The organism is Pedobacter antarcticus (assembly GCF_900112985.1).
Lineage (GTDB): Bacteria > Bacteroidota > Bacteroidia > Sphingobacteriales > Sphingobacteriaceae > Pedobacter > Pedobacter antarcticus.
The window spans coordinates 359,060-384,477 of record NZ_FONS01000004.1; the positions used below are offsets into that span (position 1 = coordinate 359,060).

Consider the following 25,418-nt stretch of genomic DNA (forward strand, 5'->3'; position numbering starts at 1 on the left):
AATTATAGAGGTAATTTGCAACCAAATGGGGCAAGCCGTCGTTCCCACCCTAATCCGTATCCATATCTCCCATATGACTGATATCTGTTACTTTGTACTACAATTGGAGATCGGGCAAACATTAATTGCTTGTTACTTAACAATCCTGGAGTAGAATCTCCATCACTCAGGAAAAATTGAAGATATTTCAGTAAATCATCTACAGTACTTAAATGCCCCCCTGCAGCTGACATTGAATTATCTGCCTTGTCAAATACACTTGTTTGTTTCCCTTCTGAGTCGTCAATTACATAACTAAGATAATGCGGATTCACTTTGGAAATATAGGCAGTTGTGGAATGCATGCCTAAGGGCTTAAAAACTTCATTGGCCATAACCTGCTGCCAGGGTTTACCAGTCTGCCTTTCCACTATCAAAGCATAAATAACAGAACCTAAATTGGAATAATAAAAGCTGGTATCTGGCAGGGCAGTAGTATATTTTTCTTAATGCCATGCGTATGGGTAATCAGGGACGCAATGGTAATTTGATCGGGATGTATATTTTTATCCTCAAAATTCAGCTCTGGCAAATAATCCGCGAGGGTTCGATCCAGTTTTATAATTCCTTTATGATCTAGAACCGCTGCCAGCGTACCCGTTAATGATTTAGATGTCGATGCAAGATAAATTTGAGAATGGTCAGAGAAGGCAGTCTTTTTCTCCGGGTTGGAATAACCATAGTTCTTTTTTAGAAAAACCTGGCCGTCTTTTACAACCCCTAAAGTTAAATTGATGGCATTGTTGCCAAAGGATTGTTGAACCTGGTTAAGTAATACGTCTAATGAGTCGCTTAAATTCCGGGCTTCTTTGTTTTGGCAGTAATCGCAGCGAGATGTATCTCCAGGAAGTTGTCTGACTGTGATAAAAGCAGTCAGAGAAGAAATTATAATGAAGTATATAAAAAAAAGTAAAATGGATGGTAGCCTCCTGGATTTTTTAAGCGGGTTCATGAATTTTGGGTTTAAAATGCGGTATGGCATCTAAGACCCTAAATCAGGGAAACAGGTTACAATGAAAATAATAACAGTTTAATTTTAACGTTGCTGTTATCTTCAGGCAGGAGTGCCTTAATTATTGAGATTACGGGATTTTATTTCAGAATTTACCTGGCTTAATTTGATAAAACCTGGGAACATGCTCAGAAAGAAAATAGGGATGAATGTAATTAGTGACATATTGTGTTTGGCAATACTCAGATACAAGATTACGCTGGAGAGGATTAGCATTACAATACTCGTTGCAATTAGTATTCCACGTGTTGATTTTTTTTGCTTATTTAGTTCATCCAGAGTTAATTCAGATAGTATATTTTTTTTCATGGAATATGCAATTAAAGGTTTACAACATCATAACTCAACTATAAATTTATAAAAAATCAACTATTTATAAAAAATTTTTAAGCTAAAACTTCTATTGAGGATTTATATAAGATCTTTGATAAACTTTTAAATTTTTAAGACACCTTTTTGTTATGAGCGATTCCGAGGAAACTATCACCCACGAAGACAAAACATTTACTGATATTAATTACGCAGAAAAACGTCTGGCTAACCGGGAATTCATCGGTTGTGAATTTGTAAACTGCGACTTTTCTAAAAGTGATTTAAGCCATAATGATTTTATGGACTGTCATTTTAAGCAATGCAATTTTTCATTGACCATTGTCACCGGTACTGGATTTAAAGATGCTGTATTCACGGGGTGTAAAATATTAGGTATTGACTTTTCAAAGTGTAATAAATTCCTTTTTTCCTTCCGTTTCGAACAAAGCCATCTGGACTATTCGACTTTTTACGGTGTTAAACTTAGAAAGACCACTTTTACAGACTGTTCTCTTAAAGAGACCGACTTTGAAGAGGCTGATTTAACGTCTAGTACTTTTCACAATTGCGACCTTTCAGGAGCGACCTTTGTCCGGTCAATTTTAGAGAAGGCAGATTTCCGGACGGCCAGGAATTTCAGCTTAGATCCTGCGGTCAATAAGATAAAACAGGCAAAATTCTCAGCGCTAAATTTAGCTGGATTGCTATATCAGTTTAATCTTGATATTGAGTATGAAGGATGAAAACCTTATCATCGGGCCCACCTGTTAAACGCTACAATTTAACTTTAATTAATTAAGGGTTGTGCCGGTACGCCATTTCCTGTAGTTTTGGGCGAAATGGTTAATCAAATCTAAATGGCTGTATATAAATTATCAGGCGATCTCCAGTTGGTCGATCTTTTAAAGCAAGATGATGAAGCCGCTTTTACAGAAATTTATCACCGCTACGCTGAGAAATTGGTTGGATTTGCAAGTTCTAAACTGTACCATCTTGATGATCCGCGTGACATCATTCATGACCTCTTTGTGAAATTATGGGAGGAAAGGAAATCATTAAAGGTAGACCGGAGTTTAGAAGCTTATTTATTCACAATGGTTCGTTACCGCATTATTGACAAAATCAGAAAGAATATCACTCACGAAGATTATTCTGAAATGATACTCGCTTTACATATAAGTTTAGAATCAGAAATTGAACAACAAATTGCTGCGAAAGAACTAAAACTACGGATAGGAAATTCGTTAGAAGAACTCTCCCCAAGAGTGAAAGAGATTTATCATTTAAGTCGTGAAGAAAACCTGAGTATCACTGAAATCGCCGGTAAATTACAGCTCTCCGAACAAACAGTGAAAAACCAGCTGACCTCTGCATTAAAGCATTTACGAAGGGTTTTAACCTGTCTGTTCTGTCTCTGTGTCATCGCTTTGGTATCCGCATTAATCTTCCAATAAAATTTATTAAAAATATTTTATTTAGGCATAGTACTAAATGGCGGTTCAAACGGCTATTGCTCAAATCCGATAAAATGAACCGCGATAATATCGAAGCTTTAATAGTCCGTTATCTTAATAAGGAAACTTCTGCAGAAGAAAATCTGCTCGTCGAAAAATGGCTGGCAGATAACGGAAATGCCGATCCGGATTGGCAAAAGTTAGATCGAACAGATAAAGACCAGTGGCTTTCAGACGTGCTTGTTGAGATTAAAGACACGATTAAGCAGAACTCACCCCAGGTTATACCATTGGCTTCGAGGAAATACCTTTGGTACAAAATTGCAGGTGTGGCGGCGGTATTAATCGTTAGTTTCAGTCTATATCTAGGCTGGCCATTATTGGAGAACCAAATCCTGTCAGGAAGTTTAGCTTCAATATCCATCCCTGACCACCAGCAAAAGCAGATAACTCTTGCAGACGGTACTACCGTTTGGTTAAATGCGGGCGCTGAACTCAGATATCCCAAAGTTTTTAACGACGATTCAAGAGAGGTCTACCTTTCAGGAGAAGCTTATTTCGATGTGCAGCATGATGCGGCCAAACCATTTCTAATCCACACTGGCGATGTGGTCACCAGGGTGCTTGGAACTGCTTTTAATATTAAAGAAGATAAAAAAAAGCACACCTTGGAAGTTACCGTAACCAGAGGTAAAGTCAGCGTAGCTGATGACGGTAAACTGCTAAGCATTCTTACGGCTAACCAACAGATAAGCCTTGATCTACTGAGCAGAAAGGCCGCTGAAAAAACAGTTGATGCCAGATCCGTTATTGCATGGCAGGAGAATGATATGCTCTTTGACGATGTAACATTTGCTGAGGCAGCGACACAGCTGGAGCAGCATTTTCATGTGAAGATTACTTTTAAGAATGATAAACTGAAAGATTGCCGGTTTAGCGGTACCGCATTAAAGGGCGATAAGCTGGATGATATTCTTGACGTGATATGTGGCTTCAATAATTCAACCTGGCAGAGGTCTTCCCGCAATCATATAACTATCAATGGCGAAGGCTGTAATTAACCGTAGTTAAGAAAAATATATAATGAATAACGACTAAGCTATATATATCCTGAAATGCTTCCAGGAGGCAGGTTCAGTTAAAAAGCCTGTAAACCGACGGCCATCGGTCTACAGGTATCCCGGAGTTTCCGGGGCTTTAAATAATGGGAATCACTTAAAACATTTTAAAATTATGAAAAATTCTGCAATACTGTGGAATATGGGGACGACGTGCGCCTATCTCGCTCGTGTATTATTATTAAATAGACATTTTATAATCTGGTTGATGCGTGTAAGTACCGTCGTATTTCTTTTTATCTTAATTTCATTTCAGGTCCTTCTGGCTGTGCCGGTAAGCAGTCAGAGTATGCGTGATTATAAAGTCAGCCTGAAACTGGAAGATGAAAGTTTACTCACCGGTATCAAAAGAATCGAGGAACAATCAATTTTTCGCTTTTATTACAGAAAATCCGAAATAAAGCGAATTACCGATCTCAATATAGCGTTCCGTACCCGGACAGTAGAAAACACACTATATGAACTGCTGAAAAATACCGGATTCTCTTTCCGCCAAATCAACAATAACATTTTACTAAAGAAACAACAGCAAGTAGCGTATATGTTAAAAGGGAGGATACTCACTTCGGACCGTAAAACTGTTGAATTCGCTACAATACAAATCAATAAGGCTACCAATTCTCAACTTATAACATCGGCTCTTGCAGATACAGCCGGCAGGTTTAATCTGAAAGTGTATGAACAAGGAGATTATCTGCTTAAAGTATTTTCGCCCGGAACTGATAGCTTGATATTGAAAGTGAATGTCGGAGATACAAGTTCCCTTGAGTTGCCTGATATCATTCTAAAAACAAAATCTATACAATTAAACGGAGTTACTATCAGGAGTAGAACGCCGCTGCTCAGAAGATCTACCGATAAGCTGACGTTGAACGTCGAAGGTAGTGTATATGAAAAAGGGGAGGATGCCCTCAGGTTATTCAACGTTATTCCAGGCGTACGTGTAGAAGGAAAAGATATTCTATTCCGCGGTTCAGAAAGTGTGACAGTCTATGTAGACAATAGAAAAGTCATGTTGCAGGGAGATCAGTTATTTGCTTATTTACGTTCTATTCCTTCAGAATCCGTCAAATCTTATGAATTAAGAGCTGTTCCTGGTGCTGAATATGACGCCCAAAATGGTGGGGTGATTATTAATATAGTACTGAAGTCGGAATACCGGTATGGACTGTCCGGTAATGTGAGCAGCAGTTACTGGTATAATGGTTCTCATAATCGCATGGGTTCAACGTTTTTGAACTACAGGGCTGGTAAACTGAACGTACAAGGCGGTTTCAATTATCGGCGTGCGCCTGCTTTTTATGATGATAGTATAATACAGGAGTTCAAATCTACGGGTGTTTATAGCCCTCAAACCGAGAAATATAAAGAAGATTATCATTCTATTGGTTACAATATCGGACTTGATTATAACCTCAACCTTCAACAAACAATCGGTGTCAGTTATAATAAGTTTTCCAACCCCGGCGATATTAGTAATCTAACAACGACTAATATCGATTATTTAGCTAATGCTCACACAAATTCTATTGATTCATCTTTATATACCAGCAAGGATACCAGGTTTCGTTACACTAACCAAATGACAAATGTCTTTTACCGGAACAAACTCGATACCCTGGGCAGCAAATTAGATGCAGGTTATAGTTACATATATTATGGATTAAGAGACCCATCAGCTATAGAAAGCCAGTTTTTAAATGGCGGAGGGATAGAATCTCATCCCCGTGATAGTTTATTTACCGACACCAGGGGTAAATCTTCGGTTCATGTTATCAATATAGATTTTGAAAAATATTTTTCTAAATCGTGGGTACTAGGTGCTGGTGGTAAATACACGAATTCCAAAACGGATTATTCAATGGATTATCGACAGGGGCTTAGTGAACAATCCAGCCTGGATACATTACAGTCAAACAGATTTTTATACAATGAACATATTCTGGCCTTCTATGGAACCCTTGCAAAATCCTTTGACCAATGGGATATAAAGATTGGTTTGAGAACTGAACAAACTAATTATAACGGGTTATCAATAACAACTGGAAAAACTATCGGTCGTAATCAGTGGAACCTTTTTCCTTCGGCATATGTAAATAGAAAAATCGGAGCAGACCATTCCCTAACACTTTCTTATTCCAGAAGGATAAACCGACCTGGATTCAGAGATCTGAATCCTTTTATAACTTACACTAACCTCAACAATATTTGGGAAGGCAATCCAGATTTAAGGCCTTATTTCAGTGATAATCTACAGCTGGAATATCTATGGAAAAATAAATATTCTATCACTACCGGATATCAGAATACGCGTAATGCTATCGCTACTAATGTCACAAATGTTGGCGATCTTATTATTTCAAAAGATGAGAATATCAGCGACAATAATAATGTATTTATGTCTGTATATATCCCGTTAAAACTTACAAATTGGTGGGAATTTAACACCAATGCCACACTGCGATATACCACAATAGATATTCAATCAACACCTGCGGTACACCGGTCTAAACTATCTCAGAATGTATGGGCCTCTAGTAAGTTTAATCTGCCAGGCAACTATTTTATGGAAATTTCAGGGTCTTTTAGCAGGAATAGTTTTTATGGAATCTATGATCAGTTTAACGTTGCTAAAATGGATTTGTCCGTTAAGAAGAGTTTTTTCGGGGATCGGCTGACCGCAAGGCTGGAATTACAAGATCCATTCCATCTATACAAACCACATTATGAGATTAATACGCCAGAGTTTAGAAGGAACGTGATCAGAAATAAAGTCGACTGGGCAAGGTATGCTGGAATCTGGCTTACCTATAATTTTTCAAAAGGCAAGAAGAAAAATAACAAAGACAATATTGACGCCGGAGGGAATGAGGCGAGAGGACGTTTATAATTCTCTCTGGACGATAAGCTGTGTTTCGTCTGTTCGTAAGGTTTTGTTTAAACTCCATACAATGTTCCTTCAATATATGTTCAATCTCGAATGAACGAACAATGAAGGAAGTATGAAGAAACAGTGAACAAAGTATGTACTAGATGTTGGCGAAACCCGACCATGAATCCATTAACCCTTGGTTAAGTTTGAGGTGTCGGTTTGCTGAATGACTGTTGAAAGTCGATCATAAATCGATAAAATTAATATCTTGTATGAAAAACATTCTTTATCTTAATGTGAAATGCTACGGCAATATCAGTACATTATTTAGTTCATATTATAAATATATAGTACGGTATCCATCCGCACATATCTTAAGGGGTAATATTAGTCGGTTATTAATTAAATCTGTAAATATGAAGTATCTTTTCTCTTTTGTTTTTGTAGTATTCCTTTTGCATCAGAAGGAGTCTCTTGCTTGTACACGAGTGGTGTATAAAGGTCCAAATGGAACCGTAATTACAGCGCGCAGTATGGACTGGAAGGATGATATTGCTGCTAACTTATGGGTATTTCCCAGAGGAATAGTCAGAAATGGTGAAGTCGGACCCCAATCCCTGAAATGGACTTCTAAATATGGAAGTGTCATCTCAAGTGCCTGGGATATTGCGACCGTTGACGGTTTAAACGAGAAAGGACTCGTAGCAAATGTATTGTGGCTGGTGGAGTCCAGTTATCCAAAATTTGATCCATCTGGAAATAAAAAGGGGGTTGCAATATCGGCTTGGGCGCAGTACGTATTGGATAATTTTGCCAATGTAAATGATGCTGTAACTGCATTAAAGGACGAATCGTTCGTTATAGTCAGTGATTATATTCCCGGCACTAAAAAGTTTACGACACTTCATTTATCCATTTCCGACGCTTCCGGAGATAATGCAATATTTGAATACATTAATGGAAAATTGGTTATCCATCACGATGCCTCTTATACAGTAATGACCAACTCTCCAATCTTCGGAGAGCAGCTGGCATTGAACAGCTATTGGCAGGGGATTCCGGGAACAATGATGTTGCCGGGTACCAACCGAGCTGCTGATCGTTTTGTCCGCGCTTCGTACTATATTAATGCTATTCCACAAACGGAAGATACCAGGATCGCTGTTGCGAGCGTATTCAGTGTAATTAGAAATTGCTCTGTACCTTTTGGAATCAGTTCAGTAGCAGAACCGAATATTTCCTCAACCCGTTGGAGATCTGTAGCAGATCAGAAAAATAAGGTGTATTACTTCGAGAACGTTTTAACACCAGGTACTTTTTGGGTCGACCTTAAAAAGTTTGATTTAAAAGAGGGTGCAAAATCTATGAAGCTCGCTCTGAAACAGAGCACGGCTATAAATGGCCTGTCTAATTCGGATTTTAAAGCGGCAGAGCCTTTTAAGTTTGTTGGAATCTAATTAGATAAATAAATCTGGTTTAATATAAAAAAAGGAACCGATCGTGGCTGTTGCACAACAGCTACGATCGGTTCCTTTTTTTATTACTAGATTATTTAACTTCGAAACTATAAGTGGCGCCACTCCAGGTTTCCTGGTAAGGTTTGCCATAATGTTCGCCCGCTGTTTTATCCATGTCCGAAATTTCGATCACATATCTGCCCGGGAAGGGAGGGAGAAATGAAACACTGCCTGTGGTGTCAGTAGTTAATTCTTTTGACCATCCATTTGGTGAAAAAACAGAAACTTTCATTTTAGCAGCGTCACTATTATTGTGAGAAGCTTTCAGCATTATCTGCTTGTTCACCTGAGCGCTTGTAATCTCACTTTTTTGAAGCTGTAAGCTATTAACAAAAACTGTGCTTTTACCTGCCGGTTTACCCACAGTAACATCTGCGCTAGCCAGAAAATGATATTTGGTTTCGCCGCCTAACTCCTTAGCCTGATGGCTTATCGTTAATGTATATGCCCCGTTACTACCCGGAGTAAACTTCGCTTCATAATAATTTGCGGCTGCGGTAGTTTTTAACTTTATTTTCTTCTGATCCGGCCCAACCAGCCAAAGTTCCAGATCTTTAATATCTGAATACCATTTGGCTACACTATCGCGTTCTCCGTCAACGAATTCTCCGTAGTAGATTCTCACAGTTTGCGCTTTGCCGATCTGACCAGTATTAGCTGTTTCAATCCAGATTGCATGGGCAAACGCGCCTGTGGTCATTAGACTAATTGCAAAAGTGAGCAATAAAATATTCCATTTTTTCATCTTCATAATTTTTCGTGTCTTATTAAAACTTCCAGGCTCGCTTAATCAGCGATGATATTGAACCCATTTAGTCTTCCACTCTCTTTCAAATGAAAAGTTTCCTTAACGGTTCCTGTAGCAGGGTTATATTGATTTACGCCAGAATAGCCTTCTGAAGTATTGTTAGAAAGGAAATAAATCTCGCCGTTGTGCAAGAAAGGGTTTTGTGTACCGTAGAAGCTGTCAGCTGGAATCGGTAGGCGTTTAGCTTTTTTCGTTGTTGCGTCAATTTCGTTCCAGAACCAGACATCACTTCTGTAAGAGACACCGTGCTGTGCGCCACCGTAATAAGAAACACCGCGTGAAGGGATAGTAGTATAAATCTTACTATCGTATACAAACAGTCTGTTAAATTCAGCAGGGAACTGGTATGACTTGATATCAATAGAAAAGTTTTGATCGAACTGTGTCTCTCCACTTTTAATACGTACAATTTTAGAAGAGTAATTTGATGGTTGCCTTTTCATGTCACCTACTGCAACAAAGTACAGATCTTTGGTTTTCTCATCAAGGCCCCAAAGTACGTGGTCTATAAATACACCCAGATTTGTAGTTCCGGCAAATTTCGTAACATTCAGGATTTTGTTATTGGTCAGATCATAAACCGCTAGAGCAACTTCTTTGTTTTTTGGTGATACCTGCCAGTCTCCGGCCTGTTTTGTCCCCAATAATAAATCTACGTAAAGCTTATCATCACGTTTAGCCAGGATCAGTTGCCCTGCAGATTCATTAGGCAGACCTTCTGATAAGGAGCTAAAGTCAATCTCACCCGTGCGTTCCATAGTAGTCGGATTGAATTTCTGCACCTTTAATCCTCCTCTTACGTCATCCCAGTAATAGCCCTCGGTTGGACTTGCCACCAGGTAGTTAGAGATATACGCCGAGGAAAGCGATGGTAGAAATTTATCTTCGGTTACATTACCTGCAGAATTAAGACCAAGTTTCAGAATTCCCTGCGCATTTGAGGCACTATTAACCTTGTAGAGTGTTTTTCCAAGAACACTTCCACCCAATGAGCTGCTTACCTGGAAAAAAGGCATGCCGGAAAGGTTTATTTCCCTTGCTTTTTTATCTTTCAGCGCGTAAATTCCACCACTCCAGTTGGCGTTGGCGTTGTAAATAATCCAGGTTTCATTTGCTGGCAGATCGCCGCCAGGAGGTGCTGGTTCGACATCATTATCCTTGCTGCAGGAGCCAAAAACCATCAGTGCAGAAAGACCGATCATCATTACGCAAAATTTGTTACGTTTCATATTAATTCTTAATTTGTATAGAGTGATTAAAAAAATTGGTATAGTATTTTGAAATAGAGTGCTCTGCCTGGTTTCTGTATGTTGAAATTATCATATAGCTTAACATCTCCGATATTTCTGCACTCAGCCGACAGCGTTAGCTTAGGCTTTGCGAAGTGATAATAGGCTCCGGCATTGTTTGCAAACTGTCCCAGCCTGCCATCTCTCGGAATTATCAAAGAGGTCTGAATATTGCCAGACTTCTCAAACAGGCCTGGTTCCTGGTTTTTTGGAATAGCGTGTAAAAAGAACCGGTGGGTGTAATTTCCGTTCCAATTTAATTCCACGCGATCTCCGCTATGCAGTACGTCTTTGAAGTAGTAGTTCAACCAGAAATTACCGAACAAAAATGGGACATTGGGCACTCTCGAATTCTCAAGATTTCTAAACATAGCTTCTTTGATATCGATCCGGCGGATATCCTGATAAGTGGCATTCGCTCCGACATCAAAACGTTTGGAGGGCGCATAACTGGCTTCCAGCTCAATACCTTTTACTTTAGCCTGCTCATAGTTAATGTACCTGCTGAACGGAATATCAAGCTGCAGGAAGATGATGTCTTTTACCTTCCGGTAAAAAATACCGGTGGAGAACGTGAAGACCTGATCTCCATTTTCTATCCGGTACTGTCCGTTCACATTGATATTGTGGCTTCGCTCCGGCTTGAGGTCCATGTTTTCTTTAATCAGTCTGGCATCACCGAAAATTTCGTATTCATCGGGTAGGCGGGTGGCGTATTCATAGGAAGCTTTAACCAGATAATTACCCCGGCTCCACCTCAATCCACCCATATAACCCAGACTCTGCCCGCTGCCGGAAGACCGGTATCCCATTCCAAAATTGTCTGTTGTATAACCTTCCGTCTTAAAATGATAGTATTTAGCCGCAATAATGCTTTCCATTTCCTTGCCCAACCAATTTGAGCGAAGACCCAATGCTGTATTATCCTTCCGGTAAACCGCGGGTACGCTAAGCACGTCAATGCCTTCGATAGCTGAAATAGCACCTAGCGGATCACTGCCTTTGCGGTTTTGCTGGTAAAACAATTCACTGAAATCGAGGGTATGCCGGTCTGAAAGCTCATAGGAAAGATTTACGCGTGAAGAAAAAAACCGGTAATCAATATGTTGATTATTTCCCATGTTGATCTCGCCGGGTTTTAAGTTACTGCCGATGATCTTACCATCCCAATCATACCTTACGGTCGCGGTATCGATGAACTTAGTTTTGAATAAACTATATGTTCCTACAATATTTGTTTTCAACCGTTCATTTAAAAAGTTCTTTTTATAGGTCAGCAAACCGGTGTAATTTCTTTCTTTCGAATAAGGGTCGCCATACACTTTATCCATCTGCGAATCATGCTGTATTTCCTTGTAAAAGCTAGAACTGATCAAGGTAAGGCGCAGATCGTCAGCCCATGCTACATTTTGAATACCTGCATAGCCTTCGGCATAGTAAGTGTTTGTGGCATCGTGAAAACGCCTGACATCCTTAAAAGTAACCGGGCTGGTAGGCATTGGGGCGTTAATAGTGTAGCTGTTATCAGAATAATTAAAAGAACTACTCGTTCCCAGATACCATGTTTTCGCTTTATTTCTCCATAAAGCATTAGCAGTAACCCGATGTGTGTTAAATGAACCAACTTCATAGGACAATTCCGCAAAATTCTTATTGTCATGTCGGGAAACAAAGTTGACTCCTCCACCTAAGGCATCAGAAGCAAGATATATAGGCATTACGCCTTTATATATTTCTACTCTGTCTAGCATATTTACCGGAATAGTTCCCAGGTTAAAGCCGTGTCCGAATAATTCAATAGGGATTCCATCTTTAAATAATTTGACTGCCTTTCCCTGTAATCCTCCTAAATTGACTTGCACAGGAGCGCCGAGTCCGCCGTCACTCCTTAATCTAACTCCGGAAGCACGGTTTAAAATTTCTCCGACGTCTCCGCCTTTTTCATAAGATTTTTTAAGATCTATTGTCTGTACAGAGAATGGTGATTGTGCATTCAGTTCCTTCGCGCTTATCGCTTTTACTGTGACCTCTTCCAGTACTATTGACTTGCCGTTATGATCTCTCAATTCAAATTCAAATCGATTTTCCTCTTTACAGTCGACATTTATGGCCGTCTGTTTTAACAGTAATGAGTTGTTACGGAACAGAAGATTATGGTGGCCGCTTTCCAGTTCAACTGTCAGCATTCCGGTAGCATCTGTGTTTCCTTTGACAATACCATCGACAACAATGGTAATGCCCTGAACCGCTTTGCCATTTTTATCCTTCACCTGCATAAATACCGGGCAGGCGGTTGCCAGTAAACAAGTGGTCAGCAGAAAACAGGTAAGTAGAACTTTAATCAAGGTGTTTTATTTAAACTAATTATAAACTAAATTTGTCGTGCAAATGTATTTCTTTTGGTCTGGGGAGCATTTATGAATTAGGAAGTATTTGTTTTGAAAATGGAAGTTTAAATGGGGTTTATATTTCAGGGTAACGATTTTAGCGAATTTCTTGCTTCTGCTAGCTCAGCGGGGGCTGAACTAGCTCAGGCAGATCTAATAAGTCCGGTACAGACCAGGCTGCATACCCTTAAAGGTCAGATCTCGTATAAGGAAGATTTAGTAAAGGACGGTCTGTATATTCTTCAGGGGAGTTATCACCTCAATGAAGACGTTACTATATATGGGGAAGGGGATGCGCATTTGCTGGAAATGCATTTTAATATATCAGACCACGATATATATTATCATAACAACGCCATTAAAAGAGAGTTTGCTCCGGCAATGACTGGTAATATTACCTTTCTTTCTGCGGAGGAAAACCGGGCTAAAATAGCATTCAATCAAGATATATGCTACCGCACATTTGATATTCATCTGCCATTATCTCTGTTATCAAACTATATGGGGGAGAGCCCTACAATGGACACTTTTTTAAATAATATACATAAAAACCTCAGCACGACACTTTCGAATTCTGAAATTGCAATAAATCCCAGAATATATAGTACGATTCAGGCAATTAGGGAATGTCCCTTTGAAGGTTTTACTAAAAAGGTATACCTGGAGTCAAAAATTTATGAGTTGCTTGCTTTTATGCACGAAAGTACCGAACATACTGTTGCGGAATACCGGTTGACAGGGCCTGATATAGAAAGAATCAAATATGCTGCTGTATTGATCCGGGAGAATCTTAATAATCCCTTTACGATTATGGAGCTTGCACGTAAAGTAGGAATCAATCAGACGAAACTGAAGAGTGGCTTTAAGGCCATTTTCAATAATACTGTTTTCGGTTACTTACAAGAGACGAGGATGCATATGGCAACTAAACTTTTACTCGATACAAGCCTGACAATACAGCAGATAAGCCGCTCATCAGGCTATAAAAACATATCCAACTTTAGCACTGCTTTTAAGCAAACCTATGGCTATCCACCGAACCGGCTTCGTGCTAAAGCTTAAAGACTAAACACTCGTTGCTAAACATCCCGACGTCCTATAACATTAGGGACCGAATTTTTTCAATGTTATTTATTAGGCATTAAGCGGAATTTTTCTCTTTGAGTCTGATTGAGCGAAATTTTCTATCCGGGCTATCCATTTTCTTCTGTCATCCTCCTCTAATTCGTAAAGCGGTCCGATGAAACTATCCTGAATAGAAGATATTCCGCAATATTCCAGAATTCCTTTTTTTAATTGAACTAATCCGCTTGACGCATAGATGTCCTCATAAACATCAAGAGACAGATCTCCTGCCGTTGTAATAATTCTTCCTGTCCGACCAGTCAGCAATCCTGCAGTACTCCCTTCTTTATCACTTTTAAAAGTGATGCCAGGAAGAAATGCCCTGTCGAAAAACCCTTTCATAATTGCTGGCATCCCAAGCCACCACAAAGGATGTATCCATACCTGGTGCTCGCTCCATTGGATATCTTCCAAAGCTTTTACCAAATCCGGTTCCAACTCCATTCGCTGGCGATAACCGAACTGTAGATTTGGATTGAAATTCAGTTCTCCAATGGCAATATACCTCACTTCTGAACCGGCTTCTAATGCAGATTTCATATAGGATTGTGCAATAACAGTGTTAAAACTTTCTTTATTCGGATGTCCATTGACAACTAATATTTTTTTCATTTCTATTGATTTAAAATTTGCTTGAATATTTGAATCTGTTGCGCATAAAAATTATGGGAGAGGGGACAGGAGAAGAAATCGAAAGCGTGTACAGCTCCTTTTATTTCTGCCAGATGAACCGGAATATTTGCTTTCTGTAATTCCTGGGCATACATTTTTCCTTCATCTTTTAGCGGATCTAACTCGCAAACAATAATGGTTGCATCTGGGAGGTTCTCGAAACTCTCTGCTAATAATGGAACTGCATATTTTGGCGGCTGAGTTATTTTATGTTGCAGATAATGTTTCCACATCCATTCTGCAGCCCTTTTGGTTTGCATTGGTGCATTTGCTAGTTTAATCATAGATGATGTTTGTAAAAGCTGGCTCATTGGAGGGTATAGCAAGTATTGGTGTCGGATTTCCACCTCCTTTCGGTCTCTTGCTAGCTGTGTAATGGATGCCGCAATTGTTGCACCGGCACTGCTTCCACCGATCAGGATATTATCTTTGTCTCCACCTATTTGATCAGCATATTTAGAAATCCATAGTAACGCATCATAACCGTCTTCCATACCTGCTGGAAATGGGTGTTCCGGAGCTAACCGGTAGTCCACCGAAATTATCATTAAATCAATATCCAGCGCTAAGCGATAGAATATAAAATCATATTGTTCGGGAGTACCATAGATAAACGCACCACCATGGAAATACAACAACATTGGTAAATCCTGCTTTCCTTTTGATCTGTATATTCTTAAGCGGATCTTTCTGGATTTATCAGCAGATTGAACGGATATATCCTTGACATCCAAATGTTCCGGAATCTTAAGAGGTTCTTCTTTTAATGACAAATTAATTTCCTCTTTCCTGATTTCCGTGGGGCTGTTCTCTAACAGGTTTTCGTAATCTATTTGATGATAGGGGCTTTTAGCAATCGCTTTCCAAAGAGCCGGATCAACATTCTCAATCGTACTTTCCATATCTATATTGTTTACAGTTTTACCACAACCTTCCCCACCGTACGGCCGGTTTGGATTTGAATATGTGCTTTTGCCATTTCGTCAAAGTCAAATACATGAGAAATATGTGGTTTTAACAGGCCAGTTCCCAGCAGGGAAGCGATGTATTGTATATCAGAAGAATTAGAATAAACGGACATAAAATAACAGGCATGGAGATGTTTAGCCTGAGCACTACGTTCATCGTCAATGGTATACCCGGAATTCAAAGCAACGATAGTACCGAAGGGTTTTAGAACGCGTACTGATTTCTGAAAATTTTCAGCTCCAACGGATTCTAATACAAAATCAATGTCTTCAAGTGTTTGTTCAAAGCGAATAGTTTGATAATCGATATGCTGGTCTGCTCCCAGTTCCAGCACAAAATCACGATTGGATGCCGATGAGCTAGCGATTACATAAGCTCCAATATGTTTAGCAATCTGCAAGGCAAAATGACCGACCCCACCTGCAGAAGCATGGATAAGAACTTTGTCTGCGGATCTCAATTTCCCATAACGGTCAAAAGCCTGCCAGGCGGTTAGGGCTGCCATTGCGCTTGCAGCGGCCTCAGTGTGGCTAATATTCTTCGGTTTCAGAGCCAGGTGCTCTTCCGAAGCACTCACATATTCTGCATAAGCCCTTCCATGTCCAACAAAGTTTATCATTCCGAATACTTCATCGCCAATACGGAATCTGGTAACTTTATTTCCAGCATCCACAACTTCTCCTGAAATGTCCCAGCCTAAAATCAAAGGATCAAAATGTGCTAAATCCTCTGCCAACGGCGCTGTTCTATTGCGAACCTTAATATCCACTGGATTAATGCTAATTGCTATAACTTTAATAAGCACTTCATTTTCGTTTATTTCAGGTTTTTCTATGTCTTTATAAATGAGATTTTCTATCCCTCCGAATCTCTTCAATACGATTGCTTTCATGTATTTAATAGTTATTCGGCAAAAATAGACTGAAATTAAAAGGTATTACTGGTACATTTCCAGTGTATTTAGGTATTTTTGCGTTATGGCAAGAGAAAATATTCATAACTCACTGGAAGTATATTATGAAAAGATAGATTGCTGTCCATTGCAGGATCGAGAATTCAATTTTTTCGAATTTGTCTACGTATTATCTGGAAATGGAATGCATGGAATCAATGGCAATCAACTTCCTTTTAAAACCGGAGATCTTTTTCTAATCACACCTCGTGATTGTCATTCATTTGATCTGCATCAGGTTTGTGAGTTTATGGTTGTGCGCTTTGCACCATCTTATGTGAAAAGTTATAGTTGGCAAAGTATAGATCATATTGAGTGTTTATTGTATTATGCCTCTCATTTTTCGGGCTCTATTTTAAGCAATGAAGCGGATCAGCTCATTGTTGGTAGTTTGATGCAGAATTTACTGCACACCGTGGGACAGAAGTCTATTTATGGAGAAGATTTAATACGTCATTTAGTCAACGCTGTTATTGTGATTGCGGCCCGAAACATATCAGTTATCAAACCCGAATCCATTTCACCAAATACAGACATCCGAATACTACAAATAACAGATTATATTCAAGAAAATATACGTAACCCTGAACTGCTTAAAATAGGTGTAATTGCTCAGAAATTCGGATTGTCTGACACTTATCTTGGTAGTTATTTCCGGAAGCAATGCAATGAATCAATACAACAGTATATCTCTTCATACCGAATTCGACTGATGGAGCATCGATTACGTTTCAGCGATAAACGAGTTCATGAAATAGCAGATGAATTTGGGTTTGCCGATGAAAGTCATATTAATAAATTTTTCAAACGACATAAAGGATTAAGTTTACGTGTTTACAGGGACAACTGTAAGAAAGTAAATGTTCTGACTTCCTTAGACAATGCCAGTAATGGGCTATAGTAAAATTATGACCAATAATCATTTTCAATATAAGATTATACTTTGTTTCTCCTTGATCATATTTACATCCTGTAAGCATGAAAAAGTATATCAAGCTACACTTTTTGATACAAAAGTTGATTTAAATGAACACCCAAATGTAGAAGAACCTGTGTTTTCACAACGGCATCTAAAAAGCAGGAAAGAAAAATGGGTAGGGGGGATATTCGGATCTAAACAATTCAAAGAATGGAATGAAGTGCTGTACAATAATACAGTTATCAGGATAAATCCACAGGTGGCGCCACCCAGCGATTCCGAATCATCAGACTACCCTTCTCAGGAGCGTTCTCAATACGACTTTGATGATGTTACCTATATTAATCCATCCAAAACAAGTTTTATTGCGCGTATTTCCGGTCCATATAGTATAGGAAATAGATTTTATTTATTCACAGCTCAAAAATCGGGGTTAAAGGTCTATAGTATAGACAGGCCTACAGTTATAGAGGGCGACAGGCAATGGGAAAACCGTGATATGGTGAAGTTTGGACCTGATATCTTAATGGTCGACAATGACTATGTTTTTAACCAGAAAACCGGCAAAGCTTATGAAATAACGCGGCCAGGAAAAGACAGAATCAGAGGGGAATTCGCAGCCTTGTCACCAGATAAGCAAACGATAGCCTTTACAACAAATCAACTGTTATACCAATGCCATTATCCCAGTGGTAAAGTCCATATAGAACGAATTGACGATCAGCAACTGTCTAAAATGGTTACTAATAAATCAAAAGAGTGGCCATACAATTATTTCACCTGGATTACCGTGAATGGCAAAATGTTTCTGAGCGCCGCTAGCTCCTCAAAATAAGCATTTCCCTTAACTCATTAGTTTTCATGAGGCTCATTTCTCGCCTGTCTTTCGGTATGCGAAAGATGCTAAAACTGCCTCAGCTTTTTATCCCGCCCCTTATTTCTAAACGCAAAAATCCGCACAGAAATGTGAGGGTTTTCCTGATCCCGCTGGGATTCGAAGTCATTATCAAAATCAGGATTTATCCTCTCTTAATTCCAAATGGCGATACGTTGGAAGACTGTTGGCCGTATTTTGATGAAAATGATGCCGTAGTTTCTAATCCGCCGTATTCACAGCCATGGGGTTTTACAGATAAAGAGGCCGATCCTCGTTATGCCCGTTTTTATATCATAATTAGCAAGGAAGACTTCTATTTTTTTAGTCAGAATCAAAAAGAAAAATTAAAGAAACCCAACGGGTTTGGAGCGTGTTTTGAGAGTGATTACTTTCACAGTCAATAAAACAAATTTTATATGCAAGATTTAAACAACAAAGTAGCTTACGTCACCGGCGGAACAAAAGGTATAGGATTTGGAATTGCTAAAGCTTTGATCGACGCCGGGTTGAAGGTAGCCATTTCGGGGCGAAAGCTGGAAGATGTGCAAAAGGCAAGGGAAGAGCTTGGTTCGGATAATGTAATTGCTATCGCATCTGATGTTTCAAATTTCGATGATGAGGTCCGCGCGGTAGAACAAATAGTGGAAAAGTTTGGCCGGCTTGACGTACTCATTGCCAATGCGGGAGTAGGAAAATTTGGGCCTGTTGATCAGTTGAGTCTGGAGGATTGGAACGCAATGATAGCTACTAATCTTACCGGTGTGTTTCATACACTTAAAGCAGGAGTGGAGCAACTCAAATTGAATAAGGGTTATTATATCACTATTGCTAGTCTGGCCGGGACGAATTTCTTCGCAGGCGGATCGGGTTATAATGCTTCAAAATTTGGTGTTGTGGGTTTTACCCAGGCTGCAATGCTGGATTTAAGGGAATATGGAATAAAGTCAACTACAATTATGCCGGGTTCGGTAACATCTCATTTCAATGATCACCAACCGACTGAAGCCGATTCCTGGAAAATTCAACCATCAGATATTGGTGAAATGATTGTTAGTTTACTGAAATTGAATGCAAATGTATTGCCCAGTAAAATAGAGGTTCGCCCGACACAGACTAAATAGTTAAATATCCATGAAAGGGATATCGAACATCAAATCATTATCTGAATTAGTTAGCGGCTTACCTGATTATATTCTTTCAGAAATAGTATTTGATGAGGATTTAAATGCCGAACCGATGCGAACTCTTTATGATTCGTAATAAATGTCCGATAAACAGTCGGTTGGATGAAACAAAAAAGGAGACAATCAATTTTGATTGTCTCCTTGAGTGATCCCGCTGGGATTTGCACCTGGTGCAAAATCTGGGTTTGCAATATTTTAGAGTGGTTTTGAAATTCTACTCATTGAATTACTCACGTTTTTTTTAATACGTTTAAGCTTCAATTGCTATATTATAAAGATATTAGAACTTAGATTTTAATTCACTTATTTAAATTTTGCAGTTAATAAGCCTCAATTAGAACATTAGCAGGAATGTGAAGTACATCTGCTAATTTTCGGATCATAGACAGGCTTAGTTTCCTTTTTCCCGATAGAACCTCTGATTTCCTTGAACGGGTACCTAATAAGTCGCTAAGTTCGTTTTCAGACAAATTCATTTGTTCCATCCGAAACTTTATAGCTTCTATTGGATTAGGATAAGAAACAGGATAATGCACTAATTCATATTCCTTAATTAATAGACTCAAGATTTCCAATTCATCAGAAATTGCAGAACCTTCTACGATATCAGTTTGCATCAACTCATACACATGAGCTAGAGCATTATCGTATTCTTTCTCAGTTTTAATTGGTCTTAACATAACTAATTGTTTTAGCATTTATTTTATCATACTGTTTATGCGAACCAAACCAGACAACAAACACAATTTTCAATCTATACTCTATATCTACTATTAGGCGATAACTATTGCCGTGTATGTTGAATACAACTCTTTTTTCATTGAGAACAGAAGCATTTTTATAGTGTGCTATTAATTCATTAGGATTATTCCATAGTGCAGAAACGGCCTCTTCATGCCAGCTCAATAACGCCTGTTCTGCCTGATGGAATTCATCAATATAATCCTTTAGAGTCTTTATTGCTATCGCTCGCATATTTAATAAACCTACTAATTTGTTCCCAAAATGGTAACATTTTGTTTTAGTAATTTCTTTTACCAAATTATATACGTATACGGATAGAGATCCTAAAAACTCGATAATGAAACTTCTTATTTCAAATGCCAATCTAGCACAGAAACTAAGTGACAATTTGAGCAGAAGAAACACTATATGGGAGTTAATAGATCAATTTTCTAAGAATCAAGAATTAATCAAAGAAATTGAAAAGGTAATCAAAACGATCTAATAATATGGTGATGACACCCTAGTGGCTGTGGGAAAGGCTGTCATTGTGTTCATCCAGCGGACGATTGCGCATGTGACGATTGTGAACGCAGGCATTCATATCGACTTCTAAAAAGCCATATTATGAATAAATTGATCACAATTAGATTGAATTAAATTTTATTCGACTAAATATTTTTTAATGCAAAATGCCTCAATTTGCATTGAGGCATTTCGTGATGTGCGCCCGGCATGGGCGCGAACTATAGGGTGGAAGTCCCGAACGTGCCTTGATAGTGGGAAACGTTAACTTAAGGCAAGGGTGTACTCTGCGAGGAGGAATCTGAAGGAAGCCTGCGGTAAATCTCTGGCCTGAGGAACAGGAAGCAGATGAGGCAATGACATGTGGGTGAGTTTGCATTCCAAACGAAGCCCTAAACTATCCGAAATGTGTTGTTGTAGATCTGACAGGTAGATGGAGAGAAAGTTTGCGCTCTTACCCGGGGAGATCTGATCAACCGTTGCCAAAGAGAGAAGCGCCTCTTGAAGGAACAAGGATATGTAGTGATATATATCTGGTTCATCAGAAGTCAGCCGAGGCCATAGTACCTTTTTGTTTAAGGGAAGGGCTGAACATTAAACGTCTGAGTGGACTCTGGAAATGGGAGGGTCGTAAAGAAAGCAGAAAACTCTGAATAGAGGGCTGCCTTGGGAGGAATATGCTGGAAGCAGAAAGGTAACAAGGAGCGCTGAGCGACATCCTGAAAGAAGGATGAAACAAGGAAACAGTAGAAAAAAAAATGTATTCGACATGTTACTCGAACAAATCATCAGTAAAAGCAATGTGCGCCAGGCTTATGAGCGGGTGGTTGCTAACAAAGGAGCTGCCGGAGTAGACGGCATTGGATTCTTGGACTTCACTAGCGATGTCAGGGTGAAATGGCCATTAATCAAAATTCAGCTGGGAAAAGGAGAATATCGCCCCATGGCAGTAAAGCGGGTAAAAATCCCCAAAGCTAATGGAGGCGTTCGTCTATATCCCTAACTATATGGACAGAATGATTCAGCAAGCTATCTCGCAGGTATTAACTGGCCTCTACGATCCCGAATTCTCAACAAACAGCTATGGCTTTCGTGCAGAAAAGAATGCTCATCAAGCCTTAGAAAAGGCTAGGGAGTATATTAATGCAGGTTATAGCCACGTTGTAGACCTAGACCTGGAACAATTCTTTGACCGGGTAAATCATGATTATCTAATGAATGAATTGAGCAGGAAAATACAAGACAAGCGATTATTGAGGCTTGTTCACAGTATCCTGCGGGCTAACATTCAGGAACAGGGTAATCAGACTGCCTGTAAACAAGGTGTTCCACAAGGTGGCCCGCTCAGCCCCTTACTTTCCAATATTATCCTTGATAAACTGGATAAAGAACTGGAAAGAAGAGGTCACCGCTTCGTACGCTACGCTGATGATTGTAGTATTTACGTGAAAAGTAAACGTGCGGGAGAACGGGTCATGGAAAGTATCAGTACTTATATAGAAAAGGAATTGAAACTTAAAGTGAACGTAGAAAAGAGCGTAGTTACCCGGCCGTGGAGCACTAAGCTACTGGGCTTTACATTTTATCATAAGAAAGGTAGTAAAGGCATATCGGTTCACCGTAAAAGCATCGCCACCTATAAGGATAAAATCAGGACAATTACCTGTCGAAGTAAACCTTACGCAATGGAAGATCGCATGATGCAGATCAGGCAACTCAATCAGGGCTGGGGAAACTACTTTAAACTAAGTGAGGCTAAATCAGTGTTTAGTGAGTTAGATGAATGGGTACGAAGTCGGGTAAGATTGTGCTACTGGATTCAGTGGAAAAAGCCCCGAACGAGAGTACGTCAATTACATAAGCTCGGGGTTAAGCCTTATCAGGCTTACCAGTGTGGGAACACCCGTAAAGGTCACTGGAGAACAGTACATAGTCCAATCTTACTGCGAACGCTTAATAATGCATTTTTAAAGAAAGAAGGGCTACTATGTCTTAAAGAAATAGTAGCCCCTAAAGCTGTTAATGTTTAATGAACCGCCGTATGCCGAACGGCACGTACGGTGGTGTGAGGGGACAGGTAGTCAATTAATGACTACCTTCCAACTCAATCCCGCTGGGATTCGAACCTAGTGTGAAAATCAACGTTTGCAATATTTTAGAGTAGTTTGAAATTCGAACTCCCCGAATAACGCACCTTTTATTTAATAGAGAATAGCTGCAAATGCTATCTCAAATTTAGATTCTATTTCTAATTATGGGGGGATATTTTTACTTTTTCTCAGTTATGTAGAATTTATGATTCATATCTAGGAAAACAATATAAAACACGTTCATAATAATATGACCAGCTAATCGCCCTTTTTGTCCTTTTATGTTTTTAATAACTGCCCAATTTACCTTTTCGTTAATATGTTTTGGATGTTTAAAATCTGATTTAGGAGGAAAATTGCCATATACCGTCAGCATACCTAGTTGTTGAGCTTCAGTAATATTATATTGACATATTTGTCCTAATTTATCTACCATAATAGAAAGAGTTCCTTGATTTTGCCATTCCAAATAACTCTGACCAGGTGGTATTTGTCCAATATCAATATCTTTAAAACTGAAAACTATTTTAGGAAGCTCTTCTTTAACTATTTTTTCTTCTCGATTATTTCTTCTTCTGTCGTAATCATCTGAACTCTTTGATTTGAAACGATTATTATTTTTATTACTCATTGGTAAAATCAGCTAGGAACTTCTTAATATCTCCAAAATATGGAATAGCACCATATTTTCCTAATAAGTAATCTTTTTCAAAAGAAGCATCATTTCTAACACTCATTGCCTGATTGATTTTATACTCTACTAATGAATATAAGTCAGTAGAACCAGTTTGATCTTTTTCAGTAAACCATATTTGATCTCTTCGGAATAAGTCACCTCTTAAAAGATTGGTGTCATGTGAAGCAAAAATTAATTGCGCATTTTTGTCGTTTAACTTTGATTGAAAAAGTTTAATTAGTTCGGTTGTCAGTTTTGTATGTAATTTTGCATCGAGTTCATCTATAATCAATACCTCACCATTCTCTAAAGCTTCAAAGAATGGGCCAAGTAGAGCAAATAGTTTACGAGTTCCATTGGATTCTAATGAGAAGTCTAACGCAATGGTGTCAATTAAATTATTTGCTTCATCATATTTTTTATGATATGAGTTAATTACTAATTCCTTGCTTGGTAAGTCCTCATTTTGTTGGAGAGTTTTGACTTCATTTTTTAACTCTTCAAGCAAAGCAGCAAGTTTAGCTTGTTCTTTATTAAGCTTTGGGATGCTAGCTAGTAAATTACTAATAATCTTCTCTTCAAATGTAATGTTCTCTATTCCGAGATTTATTAATTTTAAGAAATTGATTGTTTTTTCTTTGAATGCGGTACTTTCTTGTAATTTATCAATGGTATATTCAAATGTATTATCATGCAGACCTGAAATAAGATTGAAATTATATCGGAACCAATTTTGTAATTTTGTTGCTATTACACCATTAAGCTGTGCTACAGTCGAAAGGAATAGTGCATTGGATCTGGTATTATTTTCTATTCCCTTGCCTTCCTTAAATATTTTTAAATTAGTTTTTATGGATTGCAATTCTCTTGTAAAGTAATAACTTTCTTTATTTGAATTTCCTAAATCTATACCGAATAGCCATTCAGAGTATATTTTTTTTTCATCTGCTTCAAATCCATAACGATATTTGAAACCGTCAACAACGAATACGATTTCAAAAGTTGAAGGTGAATCTTCTGTAGAGCTATTTAATAAAAAAGGGATAATATCGATATTGTCATCCGCCTGACTATTATTTGAGGAATTTTGAATAAATCCTTTAAGAAATGCCATGGCATTTATTAGGTTGCTTTTACCACTCCCATTTGCTCCATATATAACTGCGGTTTTAAGGTATTTCTTGTTGTTTATGTCGTAAAAAACATTGTTTAAATCATCTTCTTCACCTTCCAGTTCTTTTACAGGAGTAGAAGCGACCATGCTTAAAGTTATATTGTCTTTTATTGACAAGTAATTGCTTACACTGAATTCGACTAACATTTTTGTTTTTTTTTTCAAAGATACGGAATATGCATTCAAAACACTTTTTTTTGTGAATTTTTCACTAAATTCAATACTAAGGTGGGGTTGGGTAGTGTCCATTCCTGAAAAAGCTATACACTATAAAACAGTGTATGGAAAGAGAAGAAGAGTTGTTCTACTCAGAAAGACCGAGTAAAAATCAGAAGTTTGACAAGCGATTGATCGCTCATGTTGTTAAGCTGGCCGAAGAAGGAACGCCCCGGAGGGATCTGATAAAGACTTATAAAATGACCGGAGAAACCCTTGGGATGTGGTTGGACAAGTACAGTTCAATTTTGCATAAACGCAAGCTTCACAGTACTGCAGAAAAACGATCGATTGTTCGAGCTATCCATGGGGGGATGAGTATAAAGGAAGCCGTTATCGTATACAATATCAGCTCAAGGAGTACCATACGAAATTGGATTAAGGCTTTTTCGGATGAAAATATTGAAATTAGTATTTCAAACCCGAGTGAAATGTCTAAAAAATCCACGTCCCAAACCGAAAGTACAGAAGTAAAAGCACTGAAAAAAGCCTTGGATGAAGCTAATTT

The 25,418-nt window shown here is 38.6% G+C and carries 26 protein-coding genes; 13 read left to right on the forward strand and 13 right to left on the reverse strand.

Translation table 11 applies throughout. The annotated features are described in order from the left end of the window. Positions 1–2: 2 nt before the first annotated feature. The 3 genes from BM192_RS21195 to BM192_RS11415 form a co-directional block, all read right to left on the reverse strand. The gene (locus tag BM192_RS21195) at positions 3–410 is read right to left on the reverse strand and encodes a serine hydrolase (protein ID WP_037444140.1); all 408 of its coding nucleotides are present in this window, start codon (positions 408–410) and stop codon (positions 3–5) included. Between the two features lie 23 nt (positions 411–433). Then, positions 434–991, reverse strand: a complete 558-nt coding sequence (locus BM192_RS21200) for a serine hydrolase domain-containing protein (protein ID WP_074963989.1) — start codon at positions 989–991, stop codon at positions 434–436. Between the two features lie 117 nt (positions 992–1,108). Continuing rightward, positions 1,109–1,360 carry a hypothetical protein gene (locus BM192_RS11415; protein WP_037444138.1) on the reverse strand — a complete coding sequence of 84 codons (252 nt, stop codon included), beginning with the start codon at positions 1,358–1,360 and terminating at the stop codon, positions 1,109–1,111. Between the two features lie 152 nt (positions 1,361–1,512). On the opposite strand from BM192_RS11415, the gene BM192_RS11420 reads away from it, so the two are divergent. From BM192_RS11420 to BM192_RS11440, 5 genes are all read left to right on the forward strand, one after another. Further along, positions 1,513–2,106, forward strand: a complete 594-nt coding sequence (locus tag BM192_RS11420) for a pentapeptide repeat-containing protein (protein ID WP_037444136.1) — start codon at positions 1,513–1,515, stop codon at positions 2,104–2,106. Between the two features lie 114 nt (positions 2,107–2,220). Continuing rightward, positions 2,221–2,817, forward strand: a complete 597-nt coding sequence (locus tag BM192_RS11425) for an RNA polymerase sigma factor (protein WP_037444133.1) — start codon at positions 2,221–2,223, stop codon at positions 2,815–2,817. Between the two features lie 74 nt (positions 2,818–2,891). Beyond that, a complete protein-coding gene (locus BM192_RS11430; RefSeq protein WP_037444132.1) occupies positions 2,892–3,878 on the forward strand; it encodes a FecR family protein in 987 nt (328 codons plus the stop codon). Between the two features lie 172 nt (positions 3,879–4,050). Next, entirely contained in the window at positions 4,051–6,825 is a 2,775-nt protein-coding gene (locus tag BM192_RS11435) for an outer membrane beta-barrel family protein (protein ID WP_081857563.1), read from the forward strand. A gap of 398 nt (positions 6,826–7,223) precedes the next feature. After that, the gene (locus BM192_RS11440) at positions 7,224–8,264 is read left to right on the forward strand and encodes a linear amide C-N hydrolase (RefSeq protein WP_037444128.1); all 1,041 of its coding nucleotides are present in this window, start codon (positions 7,224–7,226) and stop codon (positions 8,262–8,264) included. Between the two features lie 91 nt (positions 8,265–8,355). Here the strand turns inward: BM192_RS11440 and BM192_RS11445 are convergent, their stop codons facing one another. The 3 genes from BM192_RS11445 to BM192_RS11455 are packed head-to-tail and all read right to left on the reverse strand — an operon-like array spanning position 8,356 to position 12,766. Then, entirely contained in the window at positions 8,356–9,075 is a 720-nt protein-coding gene (locus BM192_RS11445) for a DUF4198 domain-containing protein (RefSeq protein ID WP_234797545.1), read from the reverse strand. 35 nt (positions 9,076–9,110) lie between these two features. Then, the gene (locus tag BM192_RS11450) at positions 9,111–10,361 is read right to left on the reverse strand and encodes a hypothetical protein (RefSeq protein WP_234797546.1); all 1,251 of its coding nucleotides are present in this window, start codon (positions 10,359–10,361) and stop codon (positions 9,111–9,113) included. A 26-nt stretch (positions 10,362–10,387) separates the two neighbouring features. Further along, positions 10,388–12,766: a TonB-dependent receptor plug domain-containing protein gene (locus tag BM192_RS11455; protein WP_051760202.1), complete on the reverse strand. Its 2,379-nt coding sequence runs from the start codon at positions 12,764–12,766 to the stop codon at positions 10,388–10,390. Between the two features lie 111 nt (positions 12,767–12,877). Here BM192_RS11455 and BM192_RS11460 point away from each other — a divergent pair, with 111 nt between their 5' ends. Next, positions 12,878–13,870 carry a helix-turn-helix transcriptional regulator gene (locus tag BM192_RS11460; RefSeq protein WP_037444126.1) on the forward strand — a complete coding sequence of 331 codons (993 nt, stop codon included), beginning with the start codon at positions 12,878–12,880 and terminating at the stop codon, positions 13,868–13,870. Between the two features lie 72 nt (positions 13,871–13,942). Here the strand turns inward: BM192_RS11460 and BM192_RS11465 are convergent, their stop codons facing one another. From BM192_RS11465 to BM192_RS11475, 3 genes are read right to left on the reverse strand one after another with little or no spacing between them, the layout of a single operon-like run. Continuing rightward, positions 13,943–14,545, reverse strand: a complete 603-nt coding sequence (locus tag BM192_RS11465) for an NAD(P)H-dependent oxidoreductase (RefSeq protein ID WP_037444124.1) — start codon at positions 14,543–14,545, stop codon at positions 13,943–13,945. Between the two features lie 2 nt (positions 14,546–14,547). After that, a complete protein-coding gene (locus BM192_RS11470) occupies positions 14,548–15,507 on the reverse strand; it encodes an alpha/beta hydrolase (RefSeq protein WP_037444122.1) in 960 nt (319 codons plus the stop codon). An 11-nt stretch (positions 15,508–15,518) separates the two neighbouring features. Next, positions 15,519–16,466 (reverse strand): NADP-dependent oxidoreductase, encoded by a 948-nt coding sequence (locus BM192_RS11475; RefSeq protein ID WP_037444120.1) that lies wholly within the window; start codon positions 16,464–16,466, stop codon positions 15,519–15,521. Between the two features lie 85 nt (positions 16,467–16,551). On the opposite strand from BM192_RS11475, the gene BM192_RS11480 reads away from it, so the two are divergent. Genes BM192_RS11480 through BM192_RS11495 form a run of 4 tightly spaced genes read left to right on the forward strand, consistent with a single transcriptional unit; the run spans position 16,552 to position 19,443 of the window. Further along, complete coding sequence (locus BM192_RS11480) at positions 16,552–17,427, forward strand: AraC family transcriptional regulator (RefSeq protein ID WP_070808227.1); 876 nt, start codon at positions 16,552–16,554, stop codon at positions 17,425–17,427. Between the two features lie 7 nt (positions 17,428–17,434). After that, positions 17,435–18,280: a hypothetical protein gene (locus tag BM192_RS11485; protein WP_139218432.1), complete on the forward strand. Its 846-nt coding sequence runs from the start codon at positions 17,435–17,437 to the stop codon at positions 18,278–18,280. A 26-nt stretch (positions 18,281–18,306) separates the two neighbouring features. After that, complete coding sequence (locus BM192_RS11490) at positions 18,307–18,726, forward strand: N-6 DNA methylase (RefSeq protein ID WP_139218433.1); 420 nt, start codon at positions 18,307–18,309, stop codon at positions 18,724–18,726. 12 nt (positions 18,727–18,738) lie between these two features. Further along, positions 18,739–19,443, forward strand: coding sequence for an SDR family oxidoreductase (locus tag BM192_RS11495; RefSeq protein WP_037444114.1), 705 nt, complete (start codon positions 18,739–18,741; stop codon positions 19,441–19,443). Positions 19,444–19,826: 383 nt separating this feature from the next. Here BM192_RS11495 and BM192_RS11500 read toward each other — a convergent pair whose 3' ends face one another. Together BM192_RS11500 and BM192_RS11505 are read right to left on the reverse strand one after the other, a co-directional pair. Beyond that, positions 19,827–20,186: a helix-turn-helix domain-containing protein gene (locus BM192_RS11500; protein ID WP_081857571.1), complete on the reverse strand. Its 360-nt coding sequence runs from the start codon at positions 20,184–20,186 to the stop codon at positions 19,827–19,829. After that, positions 20,170–20,481, reverse strand: a complete 312-nt coding sequence (locus BM192_RS11505) for a type II toxin-antitoxin system HigB family toxin (RefSeq protein WP_037444111.1) — start codon at positions 20,479–20,481, stop codon at positions 20,170–20,172. Before BM192_RS11505 ends, BM192_RS11500 begins: the two co-directional genes overlap by 17 nt. 1,003 nt (positions 20,482–21,484) lie before the next feature. Here BM192_RS11505 and BM192_RS21020 point away from each other — a divergent pair. Then, positions 21,485–21,757, forward strand: a complete 273-nt coding sequence (locus BM192_RS21020; protein ID WP_201771414.1) for a reverse transcriptase family protein — start codon at positions 21,485–21,487, stop codon at positions 21,755–21,757. Further along, positions 21,732–22,784, forward strand: coding sequence for a group II intron reverse transcriptase/maturase (ltrA, locus tag BM192_RS11515; protein WP_212611583.1), 1,053 nt, complete (start codon positions 21,732–21,734; stop codon positions 22,782–22,784). Before BM192_RS21020 ends, ltrA begins: the two co-directional genes overlap by 26 nt. Positions 22,785–23,022: 238 nt before the next feature. Here ltrA and BM192_RS11520 read toward each other — a convergent pair whose 3' ends face one another. After that, positions 23,023–23,475, reverse strand: coding sequence for a hypothetical protein (locus BM192_RS11520; RefSeq protein WP_037444108.1), 453 nt, complete (start codon positions 23,473–23,475; stop codon positions 23,023–23,025). Further along, complete coding sequence (locus BM192_RS11525; protein ID WP_083401133.1) at positions 23,468–24,943, reverse strand: AAA family ATPase; 1,476 nt, start codon at positions 24,941–24,943, stop codon at positions 23,468–23,470. Before BM192_RS11525 ends, BM192_RS11520 begins: the two co-directional genes overlap by 8 nt. 32 nt (positions 24,944–24,975) lie before the next feature. Here BM192_RS11525 and BM192_RS11530 point away from each other — a divergent pair. Next, a partial coding sequence (locus tag BM192_RS11530) for a helix-turn-helix domain-containing protein (RefSeq protein WP_139218434.1) occupies positions 24,976–25,418 on the forward strand: 443 nt, incomplete at its 3' end.